General features: G+C 48.9%; 22 protein-coding genes. 19 read left to right on the top strand and 3 right to left on the bottom strand.

Annotation, left to right across the window (positions count from 1 at the left end; genetic code table 11):
* Nucleotides 1-227 precede the first annotated feature (227 nt).
* The 19 genes from K7397_RS13560 (at nt 228) to K7397_RS13470 (ending at nt 13,198) form a co-directional block, all read left to right on the top strand.
* Complete coding sequence (locus K7397_RS13560) at nt 228-734, top strand: sigma factor-like helix-turn-helix DNA-binding protein (RefSeq protein WP_237690912.1); 507 nt, start codon at nt 228-230, stop codon at nt 732-734.
* Nucleotides 735-895: 161 nt separating this feature from the next.
* Complete coding sequence (locus K7397_RS13555; protein ID WP_223068485.1) at nt 896-1,396, top strand: phage neck terminator protein; 501 nt, start codon at nt 896-898, stop codon at nt 1,394-1,396.
* Nucleotides 1,383-2,387 (top strand): DUF3383 family protein, encoded by a 1,005-nt coding sequence (locus K7397_RS13550; RefSeq protein WP_223068484.1) that lies wholly within the window; start codon nt 1,383-1,385, stop codon nt 2,385-2,387. Before K7397_RS13555 ends, K7397_RS13550 begins: the two co-directional genes overlap by 14 nt.
* A 15-nt stretch (nt 2,388-2,402) precedes the next feature.
* The gene (locus K7397_RS13545; RefSeq protein ID WP_223068483.1) at nt 2,403-2,795 is read left to right on the top strand and encodes a phage structural protein; all 393 of its coding nucleotides are present in this window, start codon (nt 2,403-2,405) and stop codon (nt 2,793-2,795) included.
* Between the two features lie 45 nt (nt 2,796-2,840).
* Nucleotides 2,841-3,128, top strand: a complete 288-nt coding sequence (locus K7397_RS13540) for a hypothetical protein (RefSeq protein ID WP_223068482.1) — start codon at nt 2,841-2,843, stop codon at nt 3,126-3,128.
* Entirely contained in the window at nt 3,109-3,291 is a 183-nt protein-coding gene (locus K7397_RS13535) for a hypothetical protein (protein WP_223068481.1), read from the top strand. The genes K7397_RS13540 and K7397_RS13535 overlap by 20 nt, the downstream gene beginning before the upstream one ends.
* A gap of 51 nt (nt 3,292-3,342) precedes the next feature.
* Nucleotides 3,343-5,685, top strand: a complete 2,343-nt coding sequence (locus tag K7397_RS13530) for a phage tail tape measure protein (RefSeq protein WP_223068480.1) — start codon at nt 3,343-3,345, stop codon at nt 5,683-5,685.
* Nucleotides 5,685-6,215: a phage baseplate protein gene (locus K7397_RS13525; protein WP_223068479.1), complete on the top strand. Its 531-nt coding sequence runs from the start codon at nt 5,685-5,687 to the stop codon at nt 6,213-6,215. Before K7397_RS13530 ends, K7397_RS13525 begins: the two co-directional genes overlap by 1 nt.
* A gap of 3 nt (nt 6,216-6,218) precedes the next feature.
* Nucleotides 6,219-6,539 carry a phage baseplate plug family protein gene (locus K7397_RS13520; RefSeq protein ID WP_223068478.1) on the top strand — a complete coding sequence of 107 codons (321 nt, stop codon included), beginning with the start codon at nt 6,219-6,221 and terminating at the stop codon, nt 6,537-6,539.
* Nucleotides 6,536-7,324 (top strand): phage protein, encoded by a 789-nt coding sequence (locus tag K7397_RS13515; protein WP_223068477.1) that lies wholly within the window; start codon nt 6,536-6,538, stop codon nt 7,322-7,324. The genes K7397_RS13520 and K7397_RS13515 overlap by 4 nt, the downstream gene beginning before the upstream one ends.
* Complete coding sequence (locus K7397_RS13510; protein WP_223068476.1) at nt 7,321-7,713, top strand: Gp138 family membrane-puncturing spike protein; 393 nt, start codon at nt 7,321-7,323, stop codon at nt 7,711-7,713. The genes K7397_RS13515 and K7397_RS13510 overlap by 4 nt, the downstream gene beginning before the upstream one ends.
* A complete protein-coding gene (locus K7397_RS13505; RefSeq protein ID WP_223068475.1) occupies nt 7,701-8,051 on the top strand; it encodes a DUF2634 domain-containing protein in 351 nt (116 codons plus the stop codon). The genes K7397_RS13510 and K7397_RS13505 overlap by 13 nt, the downstream gene beginning before the upstream one ends.
* The gene (locus K7397_RS13500; RefSeq protein WP_223068474.1) at nt 8,041-9,216 is read left to right on the top strand and encodes a baseplate J/gp47 family protein; all 1,176 of its coding nucleotides are present in this window, start codon (nt 8,041-8,043) and stop codon (nt 9,214-9,216) included. Before K7397_RS13505 ends, K7397_RS13500 begins: the two co-directional genes overlap by 11 nt.
* Nucleotide 9,217: 1 nt before the next feature.
* Nucleotides 9,218-9,859, top strand: a complete 642-nt coding sequence (locus K7397_RS13495) for a hypothetical protein (protein ID WP_223068473.1) — start codon at nt 9,218-9,220, stop codon at nt 9,857-9,859.
* A 14-nt stretch (nt 9,860-9,873) separates the two neighbouring features.
* A complete protein-coding gene (locus tag K7397_RS13490) occupies nt 9,874-11,208 on the top strand; it encodes a pyocin knob domain-containing protein (RefSeq protein WP_223068472.1) in 1,335 nt (444 codons plus the stop codon).
* A 15-nt stretch (nt 11,209-11,223) separates the two neighbouring features.
* Entirely contained in the window at nt 11,224-11,532 is a 309-nt protein-coding gene (locus K7397_RS13485; RefSeq protein ID WP_223068471.1) for a hypothetical protein, read from the top strand.
* A 33-nt stretch (nt 11,533-11,565) separates the two neighbouring features.
* On the top strand, nt 11,566-11,712 hold the full coding sequence (locus K7397_RS13480) for a hypothetical protein (RefSeq protein ID WP_223068517.1): 147 nt from the start codon (nt 11,566-11,568) through the stop codon (nt 11,710-11,712).
* Nucleotides 11,713-11,793: 81 nt separating this feature from the next.
* On the top strand, nt 11,794-12,276 hold the full coding sequence (locus tag K7397_RS13475; protein ID WP_237690910.1) for a phage holin family protein: 483 nt from the start codon (nt 11,794-11,796) through the stop codon (nt 12,274-12,276).
* On the top strand, nt 12,233-13,198 hold the full coding sequence (locus tag K7397_RS13470) for a glycoside hydrolase family 25 protein (protein WP_223068470.1): 966 nt from the start codon (nt 12,233-12,235) through the stop codon (nt 13,196-13,198). The genes K7397_RS13475 and K7397_RS13470 overlap by 44 nt, the downstream gene beginning before the upstream one ends.
* Nucleotides 13,199-13,327: 129 nt before the next feature.
* On the opposite strand, the gene K7397_RS13465 is transcribed toward K7397_RS13470, so the two are convergent.
* The 3 genes from K7397_RS13465 to moaD form a co-directional block, all read right to left on the bottom strand.
* Nucleotides 13,328-13,840 (bottom strand): hypothetical protein, encoded by a 513-nt coding sequence (locus K7397_RS13465; protein WP_223068469.1) that lies wholly within the window; start codon nt 13,838-13,840, stop codon nt 13,328-13,330.
* Nucleotides 13,841-14,038: 198 nt separating this feature from the next.
* Nucleotides 14,039-15,082 (bottom strand): HD-GYP domain-containing protein, encoded by a 1,044-nt coding sequence (locus K7397_RS13460; RefSeq protein WP_223068468.1) that lies wholly within the window; start codon nt 15,080-15,082, stop codon nt 14,039-14,041.
* Nucleotides 15,083-15,173: 91 nt separating this feature from the next.
* Entirely contained in the window at nt 15,174-15,899 is a 726-nt protein-coding gene (gene moaD, locus K7397_RS13455; RefSeq protein WP_223068467.1) for a molybdopterin converting factor subunit 1, read from the bottom strand.
* Nucleotides 15,900-15,965 lie beyond the last annotated feature (66 nt).

Below are 15,965 nucleotides of genomic sequence, written 5' to 3'. Positions count from 1 at the left end.
GTATTTTAAATACTTGACGGTATTTTAAATACCTAATATAATCAGGTTACGAAATGACCGGGAGGTGAAAAGAAAGCAGGTAGTCCAAATAGTCTTTTTCAAAAGGGTATTTATAATACTTTTACATTATATTAACGGATTTTAAAGGTATCGTCAATACTGATGGCCTTTTATTTTTAGACTATAGGGTATTTATAATACCCTAACATATTTCAGGGGGGAGCAAAATGGCAGAGCGGGAATGGTCGGACATGCAGGAGCTGAAGTTGGCTTATGAGTATACGTTTAGAATCCTGAAACAGCTCAGGGAGAAGCTGCCCGAGCAGGACGGAGATCGCAGGATTGTCGGTGAAATGATGGCGGATTGCACCTATGTGATCGAATGGCTGAACACTGGCCGGAGGCCGGGAAACCGAAGGGGAATTGAGCGGCTCGCGGGATATCAGCGGGAAAAGCTGATGGACCCGATACAGATGCAAGTATTTGTCAATCCTCCTGCGGCGGCGGGGTCCAGCCGTTTGTCCGAAAGGAAGCGGGTATTGGTGAAGCAAGCATTAGCAAGCTTGAGCAAGAGAGAACGGGAGTGCTACACACTGGCTTACGGGGAGTGTTTTTCACTCGCACAAATTGCGGAAATGCTCGGCATTTCAAAAAGCAGCTCAGCTCTGTATGTACGCCGGGCTCAAAAGAAAATAGCGGACTATTTAAGCTATAAAAATTTACTTAATATCTAGTTTTTGTCACACGGTTGCCACCTAAGAGTGAGAGACGAAATTAGCGTCCTTGAGGCTGATCCCGGATTCAGGGATGACCGAACAAGAAACGCCTGAAAGGAGGTGATGGAACAGCGAAAGCCGGATGAACTAAAGCAACCGAAAGGAAGGGGGAGGGGCCTATGATCCCGATTGTGGAAATCAAAACGGCTATTACGGAAGGAATATCCGCAAGTACCGGATTGATTTTCAAGGAGATTGGCCATGAAGCGGATACGGCTGAAACGGAATATTTGGTTTTCAGTTTCAGCAGCATGATGAACAGCCGAGGGTTTCCGGTTGTCGAATATGGCGACGGGATCATGCGGCAAAGCGAAACGGTCAGCTTCACGGCATCCATATTTTCCTATAGTCAGGACAAGCTGCCGAGAATCATCAATGCGATGAAGGCCCGTGACTGGGTGGACCGAATCGGGAGAATGCAGCTTAAAGACGGTTTTGACTGCGTTGTTGTCAATGTGGGACCGGTCATCACAAGGGATTACAAGGAATATGAGAATGCGGCGTGGATCCGCCGTGAAGGCTTTGACGTGCAATTCCGTATGGTAGATGTTACGGAGACGGAAGTTGAAATGATTGAAACGGTAAATATCAAAGGAGCTGATCGAATTGTCACAAATTAAAGACGTGAATGTAATTATTGATATTAAACGGCCGACACCGGTTTTGGGCTTTGGCAAACCGCTGATTATCGGCACAAGCACAGCGGGGATGGACTATACTTCCTACTCTTCCTTGGAGGAGCTCAGCGCTGCTTTTCCGGCTGGAACTGAAGAATATAAAGCGGCGGCGGCTATTTTTGCTCAGGCTAACCGGCCTGATGAGCTGGCAATCATGCAGCGGAAAACGGACGAAACGTTGGCCGACTTCCTGCCGAAAGTGTTTGACAAGGACTTTTATTTCCTGCTTACAACAAGCACTAATGTTCAGGACATTCTCGCAATTGCGGGAGCGACCGAGACTAATGGCAGCCGCCAGTTCTTTGCCAGATCGTCCAGTCTGGATGATGTGAAGACGATTCAGAACCAGAAGCTGCTGAATACGACCGTGTTCTATCACACAAATACGGACAGCTATCCGGAGGCTGCGCTGGTTGGGGAGGCCGGGTCCAAGCCCGTCGGATCGATTACCTGGAAAGGCCAGAGACTGAAAGGCATTGCTCCGCTTGAAGTCACCGCCTATGAGCTGAAGGCGATTCATGACGCCGGCGCCATCACCTATGTAATGAAAGCAGGCGATCCGGTAACGAGCGAAGGCATGACGTCGGGCGGCGAATACATCGATATTATTCATGCGAAGCATTATGTAGTTTACAGTATCGAATTCGAAGTGCAGAAGCTGTTTAACAATGCGAACAACCAAAAGATTGCATACGACAATACCGGGATTGCCCAAATCGAAGGTACTGTCCGGGGCGTTCTTCAGCGCTCCCTGATTCAGGGCATTATTGCCAAAGACAGCAGCGGCAACGGGCTCTACAGCACGAATTTCCTTACCAGGGAGCAAACAACGGCTGCCGACAGACTGTCGCGCAGCTATGACGGCGGCAATTTTGAATTTGAGTTGGCCGGCGCCATTCATGAATCTACCATTACCGGACTTGTCACATACTAAGGAGGAATATAAACGATGGCAACTACTTATGATGCAAAGCACTTGACTGTTATTGTTGACGATGTACACCTTACCGGATTTTCCGAGGATATGGTCGAGTTTGAAAAAGACGAAGATAACTGGACGACTAAAGTAGGCGCCCAGGGGGATACGGTCCGTTCGCGGGTCAACAACAAGCTTGGTACTTTAACGATTACGCTGTTGTCGATCAGTCCGCAGGTAGCTCTTCTGGACAGTCTAGCGAAAAACGACAAGCTTGTGAAGGTGTCCGTGATCTACAACGGCGATCCGAAAGAAACGATCACTTCGAATTCGGCATATATCAAAAAGCCGGCAACCCGTACCTACAGCAATGAGGTGGAAGACAGAGTGTTCGAGCTGCAGCTGATGGATGCGGAGATCAATTAACTCGTCAGGCTGACTTGATTTCAATTCCAGAAAGGATCGATGACCGTGGCAAATTTTAAACAGAAAGAATATACATCAAAGTCCGGAGCCAAGTATGTTTTCCAGCATCCCGGAGTCCGGGCCGTATCCAAAATCAACGATGCCGCCAAAAACAAGTTTGGTGTCGTGTCGGAGGAACGGCTGTCCGAAGAAATTTTAAAATATGTAGTAGTCGAGCCCAAACTGAAAATCGACGAGTTCGATGACTATCGTGAATACAGCGAGGTCGTGAATGCTGCTTACCTGTTCATCTCCGGGCAGGAAGGTGAAGAGCTTGACGATCAGCAGGGCTGAAGCGGAGCAGAGGGCTAAACAGCGCTGGCGCTACTGGCGGCTGCTGCTGTCGGATATCGGCATCAGCTATTCCGATCTTCATCAAATGGATGAAGACGACGTGGCCGAGGCCAATGCCGCCCTGGATCTTTATCTCAAGCAGCAAACCAAACGGCATAAATAAGCGGGCGTCCTTCGGGACGCTCTTTTTCCTATTGGAAAGGGGGTGTGCGGCTTGGCGGTTAATAGACGTAACACAAACAAGAAAAAGCAGGAACAGCAAGAAAAAAAACAAGAGGAACAAAACAAGCAAGACGAGCAAAAGAAAAAGAAGGCCGATGAGGCGAATGCCAAAATAACCGCTTTCAATCAAGCAAGCATCGACGCCATTATGAAATTCGGTAAGGCCTCCGTTACGGCTGCTTCTGAATTTGAGAAATCGATGTCCCGGATTCAGATGGCAACCGGGGCGACCAATCAGCAGATGAAGGCTACCAAAGAAATTGCAAAAAACCTGTATGCCCAAAATTTTGGCAAGGATTGGGAGGAAGTGGGGAGCGCCATTTCCAAAACTGTTGAGCTAACGGGACAGCAGGGAACAGCTCTTGAGCAAACGACTAAAAATGCGTTTTTGCTTAAAGAGGCCATGGGCTATGATGTGGCAAGCTCCGTTAAATCGGCCAACTCCCTGATGAAAAATTTTGGGGTCACCAGCGATCAGGCCTTTGGTCTGATTGCCCAGGGCAAGACGGCACGCCTCGATATTAAGGGAGATATGCTAGGCTCCATTGATAAATATGCAAAAGATTTTAAAGCTTTGGGGTTTAGCGCTAATCAGATGTTCAATATGTTTGCAGCCGGAGCCCAGAATGGGGAATTCAGTCTTGACGATGTAGGAAGTACGATCCAGGAATTCAAGAAACGGGCGACGAGCGGCTCCGAGGCCAGTATGAAAGCCTTCAATTCGCTTGGTCTCAATGCGAAGCAGATGAAGAGTGCCATTGCAGCCGGGGGGCCTTCAGCCAAAGCCGCTTTCGGACAAATAACGAGCTCCATTGCGAAAATAACGAACCCGGTGAAGCAGAACTCGATCGCTATGGATTTATTCGGCTCCAAGTTTGACGATGTACAGGGAAAGGTCGTATCAGCCATGGGAACCGTCCAGGGTAAGTTCGATATGACCCGGAAGACGATGGATGGCTTGAATCAGACCAGGATGAATCAACCCGGACAGGCTATGGAAATTTTCAAAAGGCAGATTGCCGTAGACATTTTACTTCCCGTAGGGGAACAGCTTATGCCAGCCCTTAATAAGTTTGGACAGTGGCTGACCAGCCATGAGCCGCTTCTCAAGGATTTTGGCGCAGCTTTGGCGGATGGTATCGGCAAGACAGTTGACTATGTTTCTTCCGTACTGAGTGATATTTTGCCTTATCTGGATTCCTTTGCGAATGTATCCCTGTCCATTTTTCAGCATGTTACCCAGTGGGAAGGACTCGTACCGGTTATTTCCGGAGTTATTGCCGCGCTTGCGGCGTACAAAACGATGGTAACGCTCATCACGCTCGCAACGGGGGTCTTGAACGCGGTGCAGACTCTACTTGAAGCCAATCCTATTCTTTTAATTATAACTGCGCTTATTGGGCTCGGCGTTGGCCTTGTTGTGGCCTATAAGAAGTGCGAATGGTTTCGCAATATGGTCAACGGAGTATGGAACGCTATTAAAATCGGCGCCGCTGCGGTGATGAATTTTTTCGTTGTGCAAATTCCTGCTTTCTTTAACCTCATTGCTTCTTTTTTCACTGTGAAAATTCCGGCTATTGCTAACAGCATTGTTGGCTTCTTCGTCACATGGGGGCAGCGGATTCTTTCCGTAATCATGTTCCCGATCAGTTGGATCGCTAATTTTATTGCTACAAACTGGACGGCTATTCGAACTAAGACGATTACAATTTTTAATGGCATCGTCTCTTTTGTAATGAATTCCTGGACCCAATTTAGAGATCAATTTATGGGCGTGTTCAGTGGAATAGGAGACTTCTTTACGGGAATCTGGGATGGCATAAAAGGCGTATTTTTTATGGGAATCAACTGGGTGATCGACCAGGTCAACGATTTGATCGGTATGCTGAATCGCGTACTAAACTTTGAAATATTCGGCCACAAGCTGGGGATTACGATCCCGACCATCGATCATGTCGTCAGCGGCTTAGATCCCAAAACGAAAGCTGTGGGAGGCGGTGGTGGCAGCGGCAGCGGAGGGATTGTCCAGGTTGCTGGCAGCTATGCAACGGGTCTTCCATATGTGCCGTATGACGGGTTTATTGCCGAGCTGCATAAAGGAGAACGTGTGCTGACCGCCGATGAAAACAAAGCGTACAGCTCGCCTGTCCAGGCGCCTGCAAGAGTGAATGCCGGAAACGGCGGCAGCCGGATGGATATTCATCTTACGGTGGACGTCCAAGGCAGTTCGCTGGACAGCAAGCAAACCTCGGATCTGATGGTCCAGTTCCGACAGGCGATGCAGCAAGTATTCCAGGAAACGATGCGGCGCGGCGGATTGGAGGGGGTTAACTGATGGCTACCATAGACGGACGATATATTTTGGTTGAGAAAGAAGACCTTAGTTATGAAGTTGATCTTACCCAGCAGCCCGTAGAACGAGGCATCGATATCACGGACCATGTGCAGCGCAAAGCCCGTTCCCTGTCCATCAGCGGTGTGGTTTCAGGGGAAAATGCTGCGGAAATGCACCGTTTCCTGGCAGAGGCTCAGGATAAGGGAAAAATAGTCAGCTTTATAGGAAGAACAGCGATCAGAGGCTTGATGTCAGGCTTGTCCACAAGCCGGGACTACACGGTTGCAGACGGCTTTACCTATTCAGTCACGATTACTGAAGTGCAGATCGCCTATTCGTCTTATACAGGCAAGCTTCCTGCGGCCGTCAAAACACAGACCGAGGGTGTCGCAAGTTCTGGCGTCAAGCAAACAAAAGGCAGTAAAGCGACTGTGAAAACCGCATCAAACATGGAGAAGCCTCCCAAGACGGTCAGCCGGGTCCGAAATTACAAAGTGAGGGCAGGAAACCTATGGCAGGAAAGCTGGTGACAAATGAATTACATCGATATTGAAAAAGAGCTGATTCCCTACCGGTTCGATATTTCCTTGTTTGGCGAAATGTTTACGATAGAGGTTCATTACAATAGCGATTATGATTTTTTTGCGATTGATCTGGAGCGGGATGGGGAAGTGCTTGTGACCGGCGAAAAGCTGATTTATGGGCAGCCGCTGTTTCGTGATGTTATGGATAACCGTTTTCCCAAACTGCCAATCATTCCGTATGATGAAGCGGGCAAAGAAAACAAGGTAATTTGGTCGACGCTCTCTGAGAGCGTCTTTTTATTTGTGGCGGATGAGGGTGCTGGCGGATGAATAATTTTGGACGTGTGGCAGAAGTCGTGACAGGCCATATGAAATTTTCCATGAAGGATTTTAATATTGAGGCTTCAGTCCCGTTTGATGCGGATGCGCTGCCTAACGAGTCCGAGATTAAAATCTGGAATTTATCGGATCAGACGGTGAACAGGCTCAAGGCTGGGCAACCTCTTATCCTGAATGCGGGATACGAGGGCGATATCGGTCTTGTGCTTCAGGGACAAATTTCAAACGTTAGAACCGCGTGGGACGGTGTTGATAAAATCACGACCATCTATGTGCTGGACAGCGAGGATTTCAGCAAGAAGAAGGCGATTGATATCGCTTTTGCAAAGGGAACCTATGCGAGCAGCATCCTCAGGCAGCTGGCAGCCAAGGCTAATCTTCCTGTTGCTCTGATAGAGCTGTATAAGGACATCCGGTATGAGAACGGCTACTCCGCTTCAGGAAAGATTATGGAAATCATCGGCAAGGTAGCGGGGGATTGTCAAACAAGAGCTTATATCAATAAAGCAAAGCTCTATATTCGTAATCTAAGGAAGGGACCCGCTAATGTGTTCAGGCTTAACGTGAATACAGGGTTGATCGGTACGCCGGAGTCGTTTGTGGAGGAAGGCGTCAAAGGCTACAACTTGAAGCAGCAGCTGCAGTATCGGGTGACGACGGCTTCGGCTATTGATCTCGACAGCTCCGTGTACCAAGGGAGGCTGTATGTGCGGAGCGGAACGCATCGGATCAGCCGGAGCGGTGATTTTACAACAGAAAGCGAGGCGATCGTTTGAAAAGCGATCCATCAGGGGTGCTGTATCAGGTGTTGACCGCTATGATTCATCATTCTTTGTCCCAGGCCCGCGTCGGTATTCCGTGCCGGGTGATCCGTTTTGATTCCGCAGGCTGCTCGGCGGATGTCCAGCCATTAATCCGGACAACGAAACATGATCCGGCCATCATTCACAGTGTGCCTGTGCTGGGGCATCGGTTGCTGCAGGATGGTTCCTCAATCGAGGCGGTTTACAGGCCGGTTCTGAAGAACGGAGATATCGTATTTGTCGTCTGCGCCGATCGGGAACTCAAGAATGCCCGGACCGGCAAGGTCGCAACGGCAGATACGGATCGGCAGCATAGCGTAAACGACGCGGTTATTGTGGGGGTGTTTCCATGGAGTCTTTGAAGCTGGATTCGGCCGGTGATATTCAATTTGAAATGATAGAGGGTCAGGAGGAGCTTGCCCAGTGCTGCCGGATCGGGCTTGGCACGAACAAAGGAGAATGGTTTTTGAATCCGGATAGCGGGCTTGATTACTCTTTGTTTGTAGGCAAGGAGCTGAATGAAGCTCAGCTGCATGACGAGCTGACGCGCGGGCTGCTTCAGGAAGAGCGCATTCAATCCGTTGATGCAGTCGATTTTACGATAGACCGCAAGGCTCGAAAGATGCTCGTTCGCTTCGAAGCGACGGCAGCAGACGGAACAGCGGTCACGCTGGAGGAGGTGCAAATCGATGCTGGATAAAACAGGCTTTAAACGGAAGCGATTTAACGATCTGTTGAGTGAAATGGAGAGCAAAGCGCGCGAATCGTTCGGGGAAACTGTCAACACTTCGGAACGGTCGCCGCTTGGGATTATATTGCGGATATTCGCCTGGTTTCTGTCCCGGATCTGGACCACGGCCGAGGATGTCTATAACAGCGGCTATATCTCGACCGCAGAAGGCGCCAATCTGGACAGGCTGGGTCCTTTTGTAGGCATCAGCCGGATTTTGGAGCAGTATGCGAAAGGAAAGGTTGTCATAACAGGAACAGCGGGACATACCGAGGCTGCCGGATTCCGGGTAGGCACAGCAGGGGGCGTTTATTTTGACACGACCGAAGCTTTTACCATCGGAGCTGACGGTACGGCAGAGGTGGCGGTTGAGGCGATCGACCCCGGGCAGAAAGGGAACGCTGCCGCAGGAGCGGTAACGGTTGTCGTCAATCCCAATCCTGACATTTCAGGCGTTTCGAATCCGGAACCCATTACCGGCGGCCGGGAAAAAGAAACGGACCCCGAATTCCGGGCACGCTACGAAATGTCCGTTGCAGGGGGAGGAGCGGCCTCCGTCGATGCGCTTCGCGGCGCATTGCTCAGGCTCGACGGCGTTCGGGCCGCCTCCATCATGGAGAACAATGGGATGGAAACGGACAGCGCAGGGCGTCCTCCGAAATCTTTTCAAGCGTATGTGCTTGGCGGGGATGAGCGGACTATTGGGGAAACGATATTTTTAACCAAATCAGGGGGAATTGAAACCTGGGGAGACATCGAGCAGGAAGTGGAAGATGCGGCGGGTTATCCGCATTTGATCCGGTTCAGCCGGGCGGAAGAGGTTCCTGTAGCGGTACAAATTGAAGTGACCCGAAACGAAAGCTATCCTGCCGACGGGGATGAGCAGATACGAAAGGCTATCATCCGTTATATCGGCGGGGAAGATGATGCAGGCAGCTATTATAACGGCTTGTCCATGGGCGCGGATGTGATCTATACACGCCTGATCAGCGCGGTATACTCGGTTGAAGGTGTTGAAGATGTGATGTTGAGCGCAGGGACGCAAGGTGTTTGGAATACCGGCAATTTGGCGGTCGAACCTTTTCAGGTGGCGCAGACCAAAGCGTCCGATATTGCGGTGAGCAGCCATGTTTAGCATGTTTAGTCTGAAGGATATGCTCAGCCGCTTTGCCGATGTGTTCAACAAGGACCCGAACAGCAATCTGGGGCGGCTCATTGGTATTTTGCATGCCCAGCTGCAGGAAATGGGAGAAGCATTTGAAACGGTCCGAAGCTGGCGCGGCATTGACGAGGCTCAGGGAACGACGCTTGATTTAATTGGGCAAAATGTGGCCCAGCCTCGCGGCGCTGCGACGGATGAAATCTACCGGGTTCTGATCCGGTCGAAAATTGCGCGGAACCTGTCCAAGACGGACATCAACACGATCATTCAGGTGCTGGCTTTGGCGCTGAATTGCGATGTTGCGGACATCCGGATTCAGGAGAAGTTTAACGACCCGGCTCAACCGGAACCGGCCGCGTTGTCATTGATCCGCGTTCCGATCAAGCGGCTGAATGAAGTCGGCATGTCGCCGCTGCAATTCGGACAGATCATCCAGAAGACGGTAGCCGCTGGGGTGCGTGTCGCCATGATCGAGCTATCCGGGACGTTCCGGCTGGCTTCGGGATACAGCACGTTGGAACAGGCAAGCTTCGGGCTTGCCGATCCGGAGATGACGACCGGCGGAACGCTGGGCGAAGTTTATGTTCCAGGCAATGATTATACATTACCTATTTAGGAGTGAGTGATACGATGGCATTCGAAAAGCAACCGCCAGAATGGGCGGCAACAGGCATTGAACCGCCGGAGACCAAAAAACAAACGGGCTGGGAAGTCGAGGACCGGCCTCCCGCCGCGTGGCTGAACTGGTTCATGAATTCAACGGGAGAGTCGCTGAAGGAACTGCAGCAAAAGGCAGCGGAGACGGAGTGGGTGCAGCAGCAGCTTGCGGAGATAAATCCGGAACTTCCGGATGCTTCCTTGACGACAAAGGGCGTTGTTCAGCTGTCCAGCGTAACAAACGGGACGTCGGAAAGTTTGGCGGCGACTGAGAAGGCGGTCAAGGCGGCTTATGACAAAGCATCAGCAGCCGAGACTCCCAGCGGAGCGCAAGCCAAAGCAGATGCTGCTAAAACAGCAGCAATCACGGCGGCAGCGACAGACGCGACGACAAAGGCCAATACAGCAGAGTCTAACGCTAAATCTTATGTGGATGCTAAGCCATGGCAGAAAACACCAGTTACAGCCGGCCAATATGCTATTAATATAGCAGGCCAGGATCTGAATGCTGAACGTGCTACCGGTTGGTATATGGGTGACAACATGGCAAACGCTCCATCTTCCGAATGGTATTGGATTGAGATTATTAGACATAATCCAGTATGGGAAGTGCAGAATGCTTATTGCTTTAACAGAAATAGTTTCTATCAAAGAATTAAACAAAATGGCACTTGGACAGCGTGGAGCCAAGACCTTTTTCAATCTGGCGTTGATGCTAAAAATGGTATCGTGGGTGCCATTAACGCCATGGGGGGAAGTGCATCCACTAATGACACATGGGCAACGTTGGCGAGTAAGATCGGTACGTTGTCTAAATCGGGTATTGTACAAATGTCAACTAGCATTAATAAAACGGCAGCAGACATACCTTATGGCGATAGTTGGGTTCCTATTTTATCGTTTCCAGCAGGTACAAAATTCATAGAGTTTTATAGACCCGGATCGGATGAGTGGGCAGCATATACGGAAGGCAACTACGGGTCGGCTTCTACCAGCACAATTACACAGTGCAGTGTGTGCATATCGGATCGTAACGGCTTAAGTTTTGATTTGCTGTTGAATCACAACCCAATTCACTTCGTATCCTTTATGTTTGACTTAGTAAATAAATATGCCGTGTGGGTCGAGCATGACGGTATTTATAGAACGAATCCTATGACTATTAAAACGATAGAGTACCCATTAAGTTTCCCGGCAGGGTTTGATACAAGTGGCCCAATTAATCTCCAACTGCATATAAATCGAGGACCCTCAGCCACTACATCATCCGCAAAGGCTACTTTAACAGGCAAGTTAATTTACGGATAAAAGGAGGAAAACAAGTTGATTAAAAATATTACGTATACGGCTTTAAGGGAAAAGGTAGGAACGGTGCAGTCAATTATTTATAGCCCATACCCGGAGCAAGTAGATGAACACGGCCTATCCTTGGACGTAGAAATACCGAATCGGGAGGATATCCCGAACATGGATGCCTACCTAAGAATCAATCTGGAAACAAATCAGCTTTACTATGACTACATTGCCCGTGAAACCTTTGAAACTAAACTTTACACTGTAACAGCGGAAAACGCTGAACTGAAGCAGGCGATTGCAGATTTAACCATGACAATGGCCGCAATGATGGGGTAACATGATGGGCCAATGGAAGGAGGTGATAAGGATATGACCATGATCTATACAAAGGACAGTGGACTGGTAAAGATTTGGGTCGGCCTGGTTCTTGGCGGAACTTACACGCTTGATCAAGTGCCAAACCTGTATAATCTCAAAACCGTCGTAACTGATGTCGTAAACGGCACAGTAGCTTAACCGGCGTTCCGGCTTAATGCGGAGCGCTATTTTTATGCCCCCGGGACACCGGGGGCTATTCTTTTACAAAAAAGGGGGATTATGATGATCGATCATATCAAAGCCTTCAGCACTATGATCCTAACCGCAGTGGCTGGTGAAACGCATAAAGAGGCCGCTACAGGCGGCATTTTTGCGATTATCGGTCTGCTAACTTCGGTGCTTGGCGGATGGGACAAGCCGATGCAAATCCTGCTTTGGCTGATGGTGGCCGACTACATTACTGGGGTACTTGGGGCGATCAAGACCAAAACAGTCAACTCAGACATTATGTTCTGGGGTGGGATCCGAAAAATCACAGTATTGTTCGTTGTCGCTTTGGCTGTGCTTATTGATGGCTGGGTTAGTCCCGGTTCGTTCATTTTCAGAGCGCTGGCCATTTACTTTTATATTGGCCGAGAAGGGCTATCGGTCGTAGAAAATTTGGGAACATTGGGCGTACCGATGCCCGACAAAATAAAAGGTTTTCTGGAGCAACTGAATGAGAAAGGGACGGATCGGGATGCAGCCAAGAAACTCCCGTAACGCAAAGGGAATCGATGTTTCGCATCACAACGGCAGCATCGATTGGGGCAAGGTTGCGGCAAGCGGCTGCACGTTTGTGTTTATAAAAGCGAGTGAGGGTCAAAGCTATCAAGATAGCCGATATATTGTCAATGTGAAAGGCGCAAAGGAAGCGGGCTTGCTTATTGGCGCCTATCATTTTCTGAATGCGACAACTGCCGAAGCGGCAAGGCGGGAAGCAGACCATTTTGCAGGTACGATCAAAGCGGCGGGCGGAATTGGGTTCTTCGATCTGCCCCCGGTGCTGGACTATGAGATTAATCCCGGCGGCTTAACGGCTCCCCAGATTTGCACCGTTGCGGAAGCCTTTCTCACCGAACTGGAAAAGCTTACGGGACGTGCTCCCATCCTTTATACCGGAAACGCGTTTGCTGTCAATTTTAACGCTACCTTTGGCAAATACAAATTGTGGGTCGCCCGTTATAATAACCAGCCGCCAAAGGACACAACCGCCTGGACCAGATGGGACTTTTGGCAGTACAGCGATTCCGGCACGATCAACGGCATTGATGGAAAGGTGGATCTCAATGAATTTAACGGAACATTGGACGAGCTGAATCAATCGATGGGCCATGACCAGCAGGAGCAGGAACAGACGCAAGAAGAGGAGAGCGAAATGGAGCAACTGAAAGTGCTGCAAGAGCAGCTAAACAAGCTGGAACAAACGCTGAAAGCTCAGGATAACCGGATTTCTATACTGGAAAAAATCGTGAACGTCTCGGGCAATCAGGAAATTCCTGCGTGGTCAGCAGATGCGCTAGCCGCTGCAAAGGCAGCGGGAGCGATTACGACGTCTGCCGACAAAGGGAAGGCCGAGCTCGTTGGGCTCCAAATTTTGTACAACCTTGGTTTGTTGAAGAAGCACAAGGACGTATACTTCTAACAATCCTTGGACATCTGTCCAAGATAGTAGATACAAAATTCATTACCCCTTGCTGCTTCAGCTTTTGCGCCCATACATGGATCGGCCCGTGAAGACGGCGGGGGAACCTGCCGTTTTATCTTGTAAAGGTTAGTTAGTAACAAAACCATTAAACTTCCAAACCTCATCCTTGATAAAGAGCATGTATATTTCGGATGAAGATTCGCTCGCGATTTGAGCAAATGCAATTTCTAAAGTATTCTCTCCTGTCAAAATCATTGCTCTATATTCCAGATTTTCAAGATTTATATCGTCAATAAAATGAGTAGTTGTTTCTTTGCCGCCATATTGAAATACAATACTATCATTTGCGCGATCAATAGTTACATTGCCAGAAGCTGCGGTTTCGAGATACTTATAGTTTTTGGTGCTCATTGCAGAAAATATTTTTAGGGATAGATTTAAAGTTTCTCGCAAATCAGATTGTAAAGCTGTATTTTCTTTCTTTAACTGCTCATTTTCTGCCTTAAGATTGTTGTAAGCATTGATTTGATCCTGTGATGTAGCAGGGAGACTAGCTGTTTGATCCTGAGAATTACCATTGGTACATGAAGTCATGATCAGTACCAGCATAAGTGCTGAATAGGGGAAGATTTTTTTCATAACAACCTCCTTTGGCAACAAATTATAGCACGAAAATGGAACTTTATTCCAAAACAAGAGCCGATTTCACATTTCATTAATTTTGAAAAAGGAAGGGGGAAGTCGCCGCACGACGGCTCCTCCCTTGTTCTGCATACCAAAAAAGCAGGCCTTCCGGCCTGCCTGCCATTTCATTATCGCTTACTTCCAAACCTTACTTCAAATATAAACTTCCTGAATTTCCGTTTCGCGTTCTTTGGACAAGTCTGCGAAGCGGGTTTCGGTCTTCACAAGCGGACGGAAAAAGTCGGAATGGTTGGTCATGACGATCTGACCGGTTTCGCCGGTGGTCAGCAGCACTTTCTTGCCGATAAAGTTCGGCACCAGATGCCGGATTAACGCCTGCACCGCTTCACCGTCAAGCTTGCCGAAGCTGAGTCTGTACAGCTCCTGAAGCACCTTCAGCTGTTCTTTCTTGCTCTGGTAGGCGCGTATCGAGGTCATCGCGCTGTATGTATCGGCTACGGCCGTAATTCGAGCGTAAGGATGAATCTCTTCTTTCGTAAGACCAAGTGGATAGCCGCTTCCGTCATCGCGCTCATGGTGCTGCTGGGCCACCAATGCGCAGGCCTTATCACCGGTTGAATTGAGAATAAGCTCATAGCCGTACTGCGAGTGTTTTTTTACAAGTTCAAATTCCTCGTCTGTCAGTTTGTCAGGCTTGTCCAGAATATGAGGAGGGATCATGCATTTTCCGATATCGTGCAGATAACCCGCTTTTCCGATCTCATACGCCTCGTTCTTGTCATAACCTAACCAGACGGCCATGTAGTAGCTAAGCAAGCCGACCTGCAGCGAATGATTGTAAGTGTATTCATCTTTATGGGTAAACATCATCAGAAGGGAAACGACGTCTTTTTGCGCCATAAGATCCCCCATCAGCGGTTTTAGCGTTTCATCTATGTAAGCTTCGCTGAATTTACCGTTTGCCAAAGACTCCAAAAAGAGCGTTTCAAAAACATCAACAGCTTCTTCTACTTTCGGCTTAAGTTTCTGCAGTGAGGAAGATAGAGGATTCCCGCTGGAAGGAGATGCCTCGGAACGAAGCTCGATATCTACATAATCTATGCCATGCTGAACCAGCTTGACTATGGCTTCGTTTGTCAATTTGGCGCCTTTCTGAAGCACATACACACCAAAGCTGTTAAAAATATCTTCCGTCACACAATCGCCCGGCCGAAGTTCCATGACGTGAGTTCGCAAAGGACCATCCACCTTCTACCTGAAATTTTTATTAACACCATCATAACAGGCAATATATGGATTTGACAATTACTTTCATCATTCGACAGAATCAGTTTTTTGTAACAGTAGGGTCCCACGTGTGGGATTGAGGCCCCTTCCATTCGGAACCATCCTCCCAAATCTCTTTTTTCCAAATCGGGACGATTAGTTTTAGACGTTCAATGGCGTAGCGGCTTGCTTCATAGCATGCGTCCCTGTGAGGAGCGGATACGGCAATCACGACGCTGGCCTCCGCGATATTTACCTTTCCAATACGGTGGCTGATAGCGGTTATCGTTCCGGGCCATTTCTTCTCGATCTCTTCTCCTATTTGCTGCAGCGTTTTTAGAGCCATCGGCGTATAAGCCTCATATTCCAAATGAATGGTGCGTTTGGCCCCCGTCATCTCGCGGGTAGTTCCTACAAATACGAGTGAAGCTCCGTGGTTCGGATGGATTACTTTAGACTCGATCTCTTCTACATCAAGCGGCATGGATGTTATGGCAAACAAGCCCTCCTCCGTGGTAACATCTTCCGCCAGTGAGTGCTCTCCGCCGGAGACAGGCGGAATCAGCGCCACCTCATCGCCAGGCTGGATAGGGGTGTCATCAGGCGCATATTCCTGATTTACTGCAACGAAGGACTGCGCAATCTGGCCGGAGGCCTCGGGATAACGTTCGGTCAACAGTGCTTTCAAATCAGCTGCCGTAAGGCTGCTGCCTTCAGTGTCCAGATCAACGGAAGAGGATTTGAGGGACTCGGCAAGACCTGCAAAAAGACGAATTCTCAGTTTCATTTTCTTTTCTCCTCGGAATGCTTTTATTATAAATATAATATATCATAAGAGAAGGACAATGCTTGC

The organism is Paenibacillus caui (genome assembly GCF_019904135.1).
Lineage (GTDB): Bacteria > Bacillota > Bacilli > Paenibacillales > Paenibacillaceae > Fontibacillus > Fontibacillus caui.
This window is presented reverse-complemented; position numbering and strand designations above follow the sequence as displayed.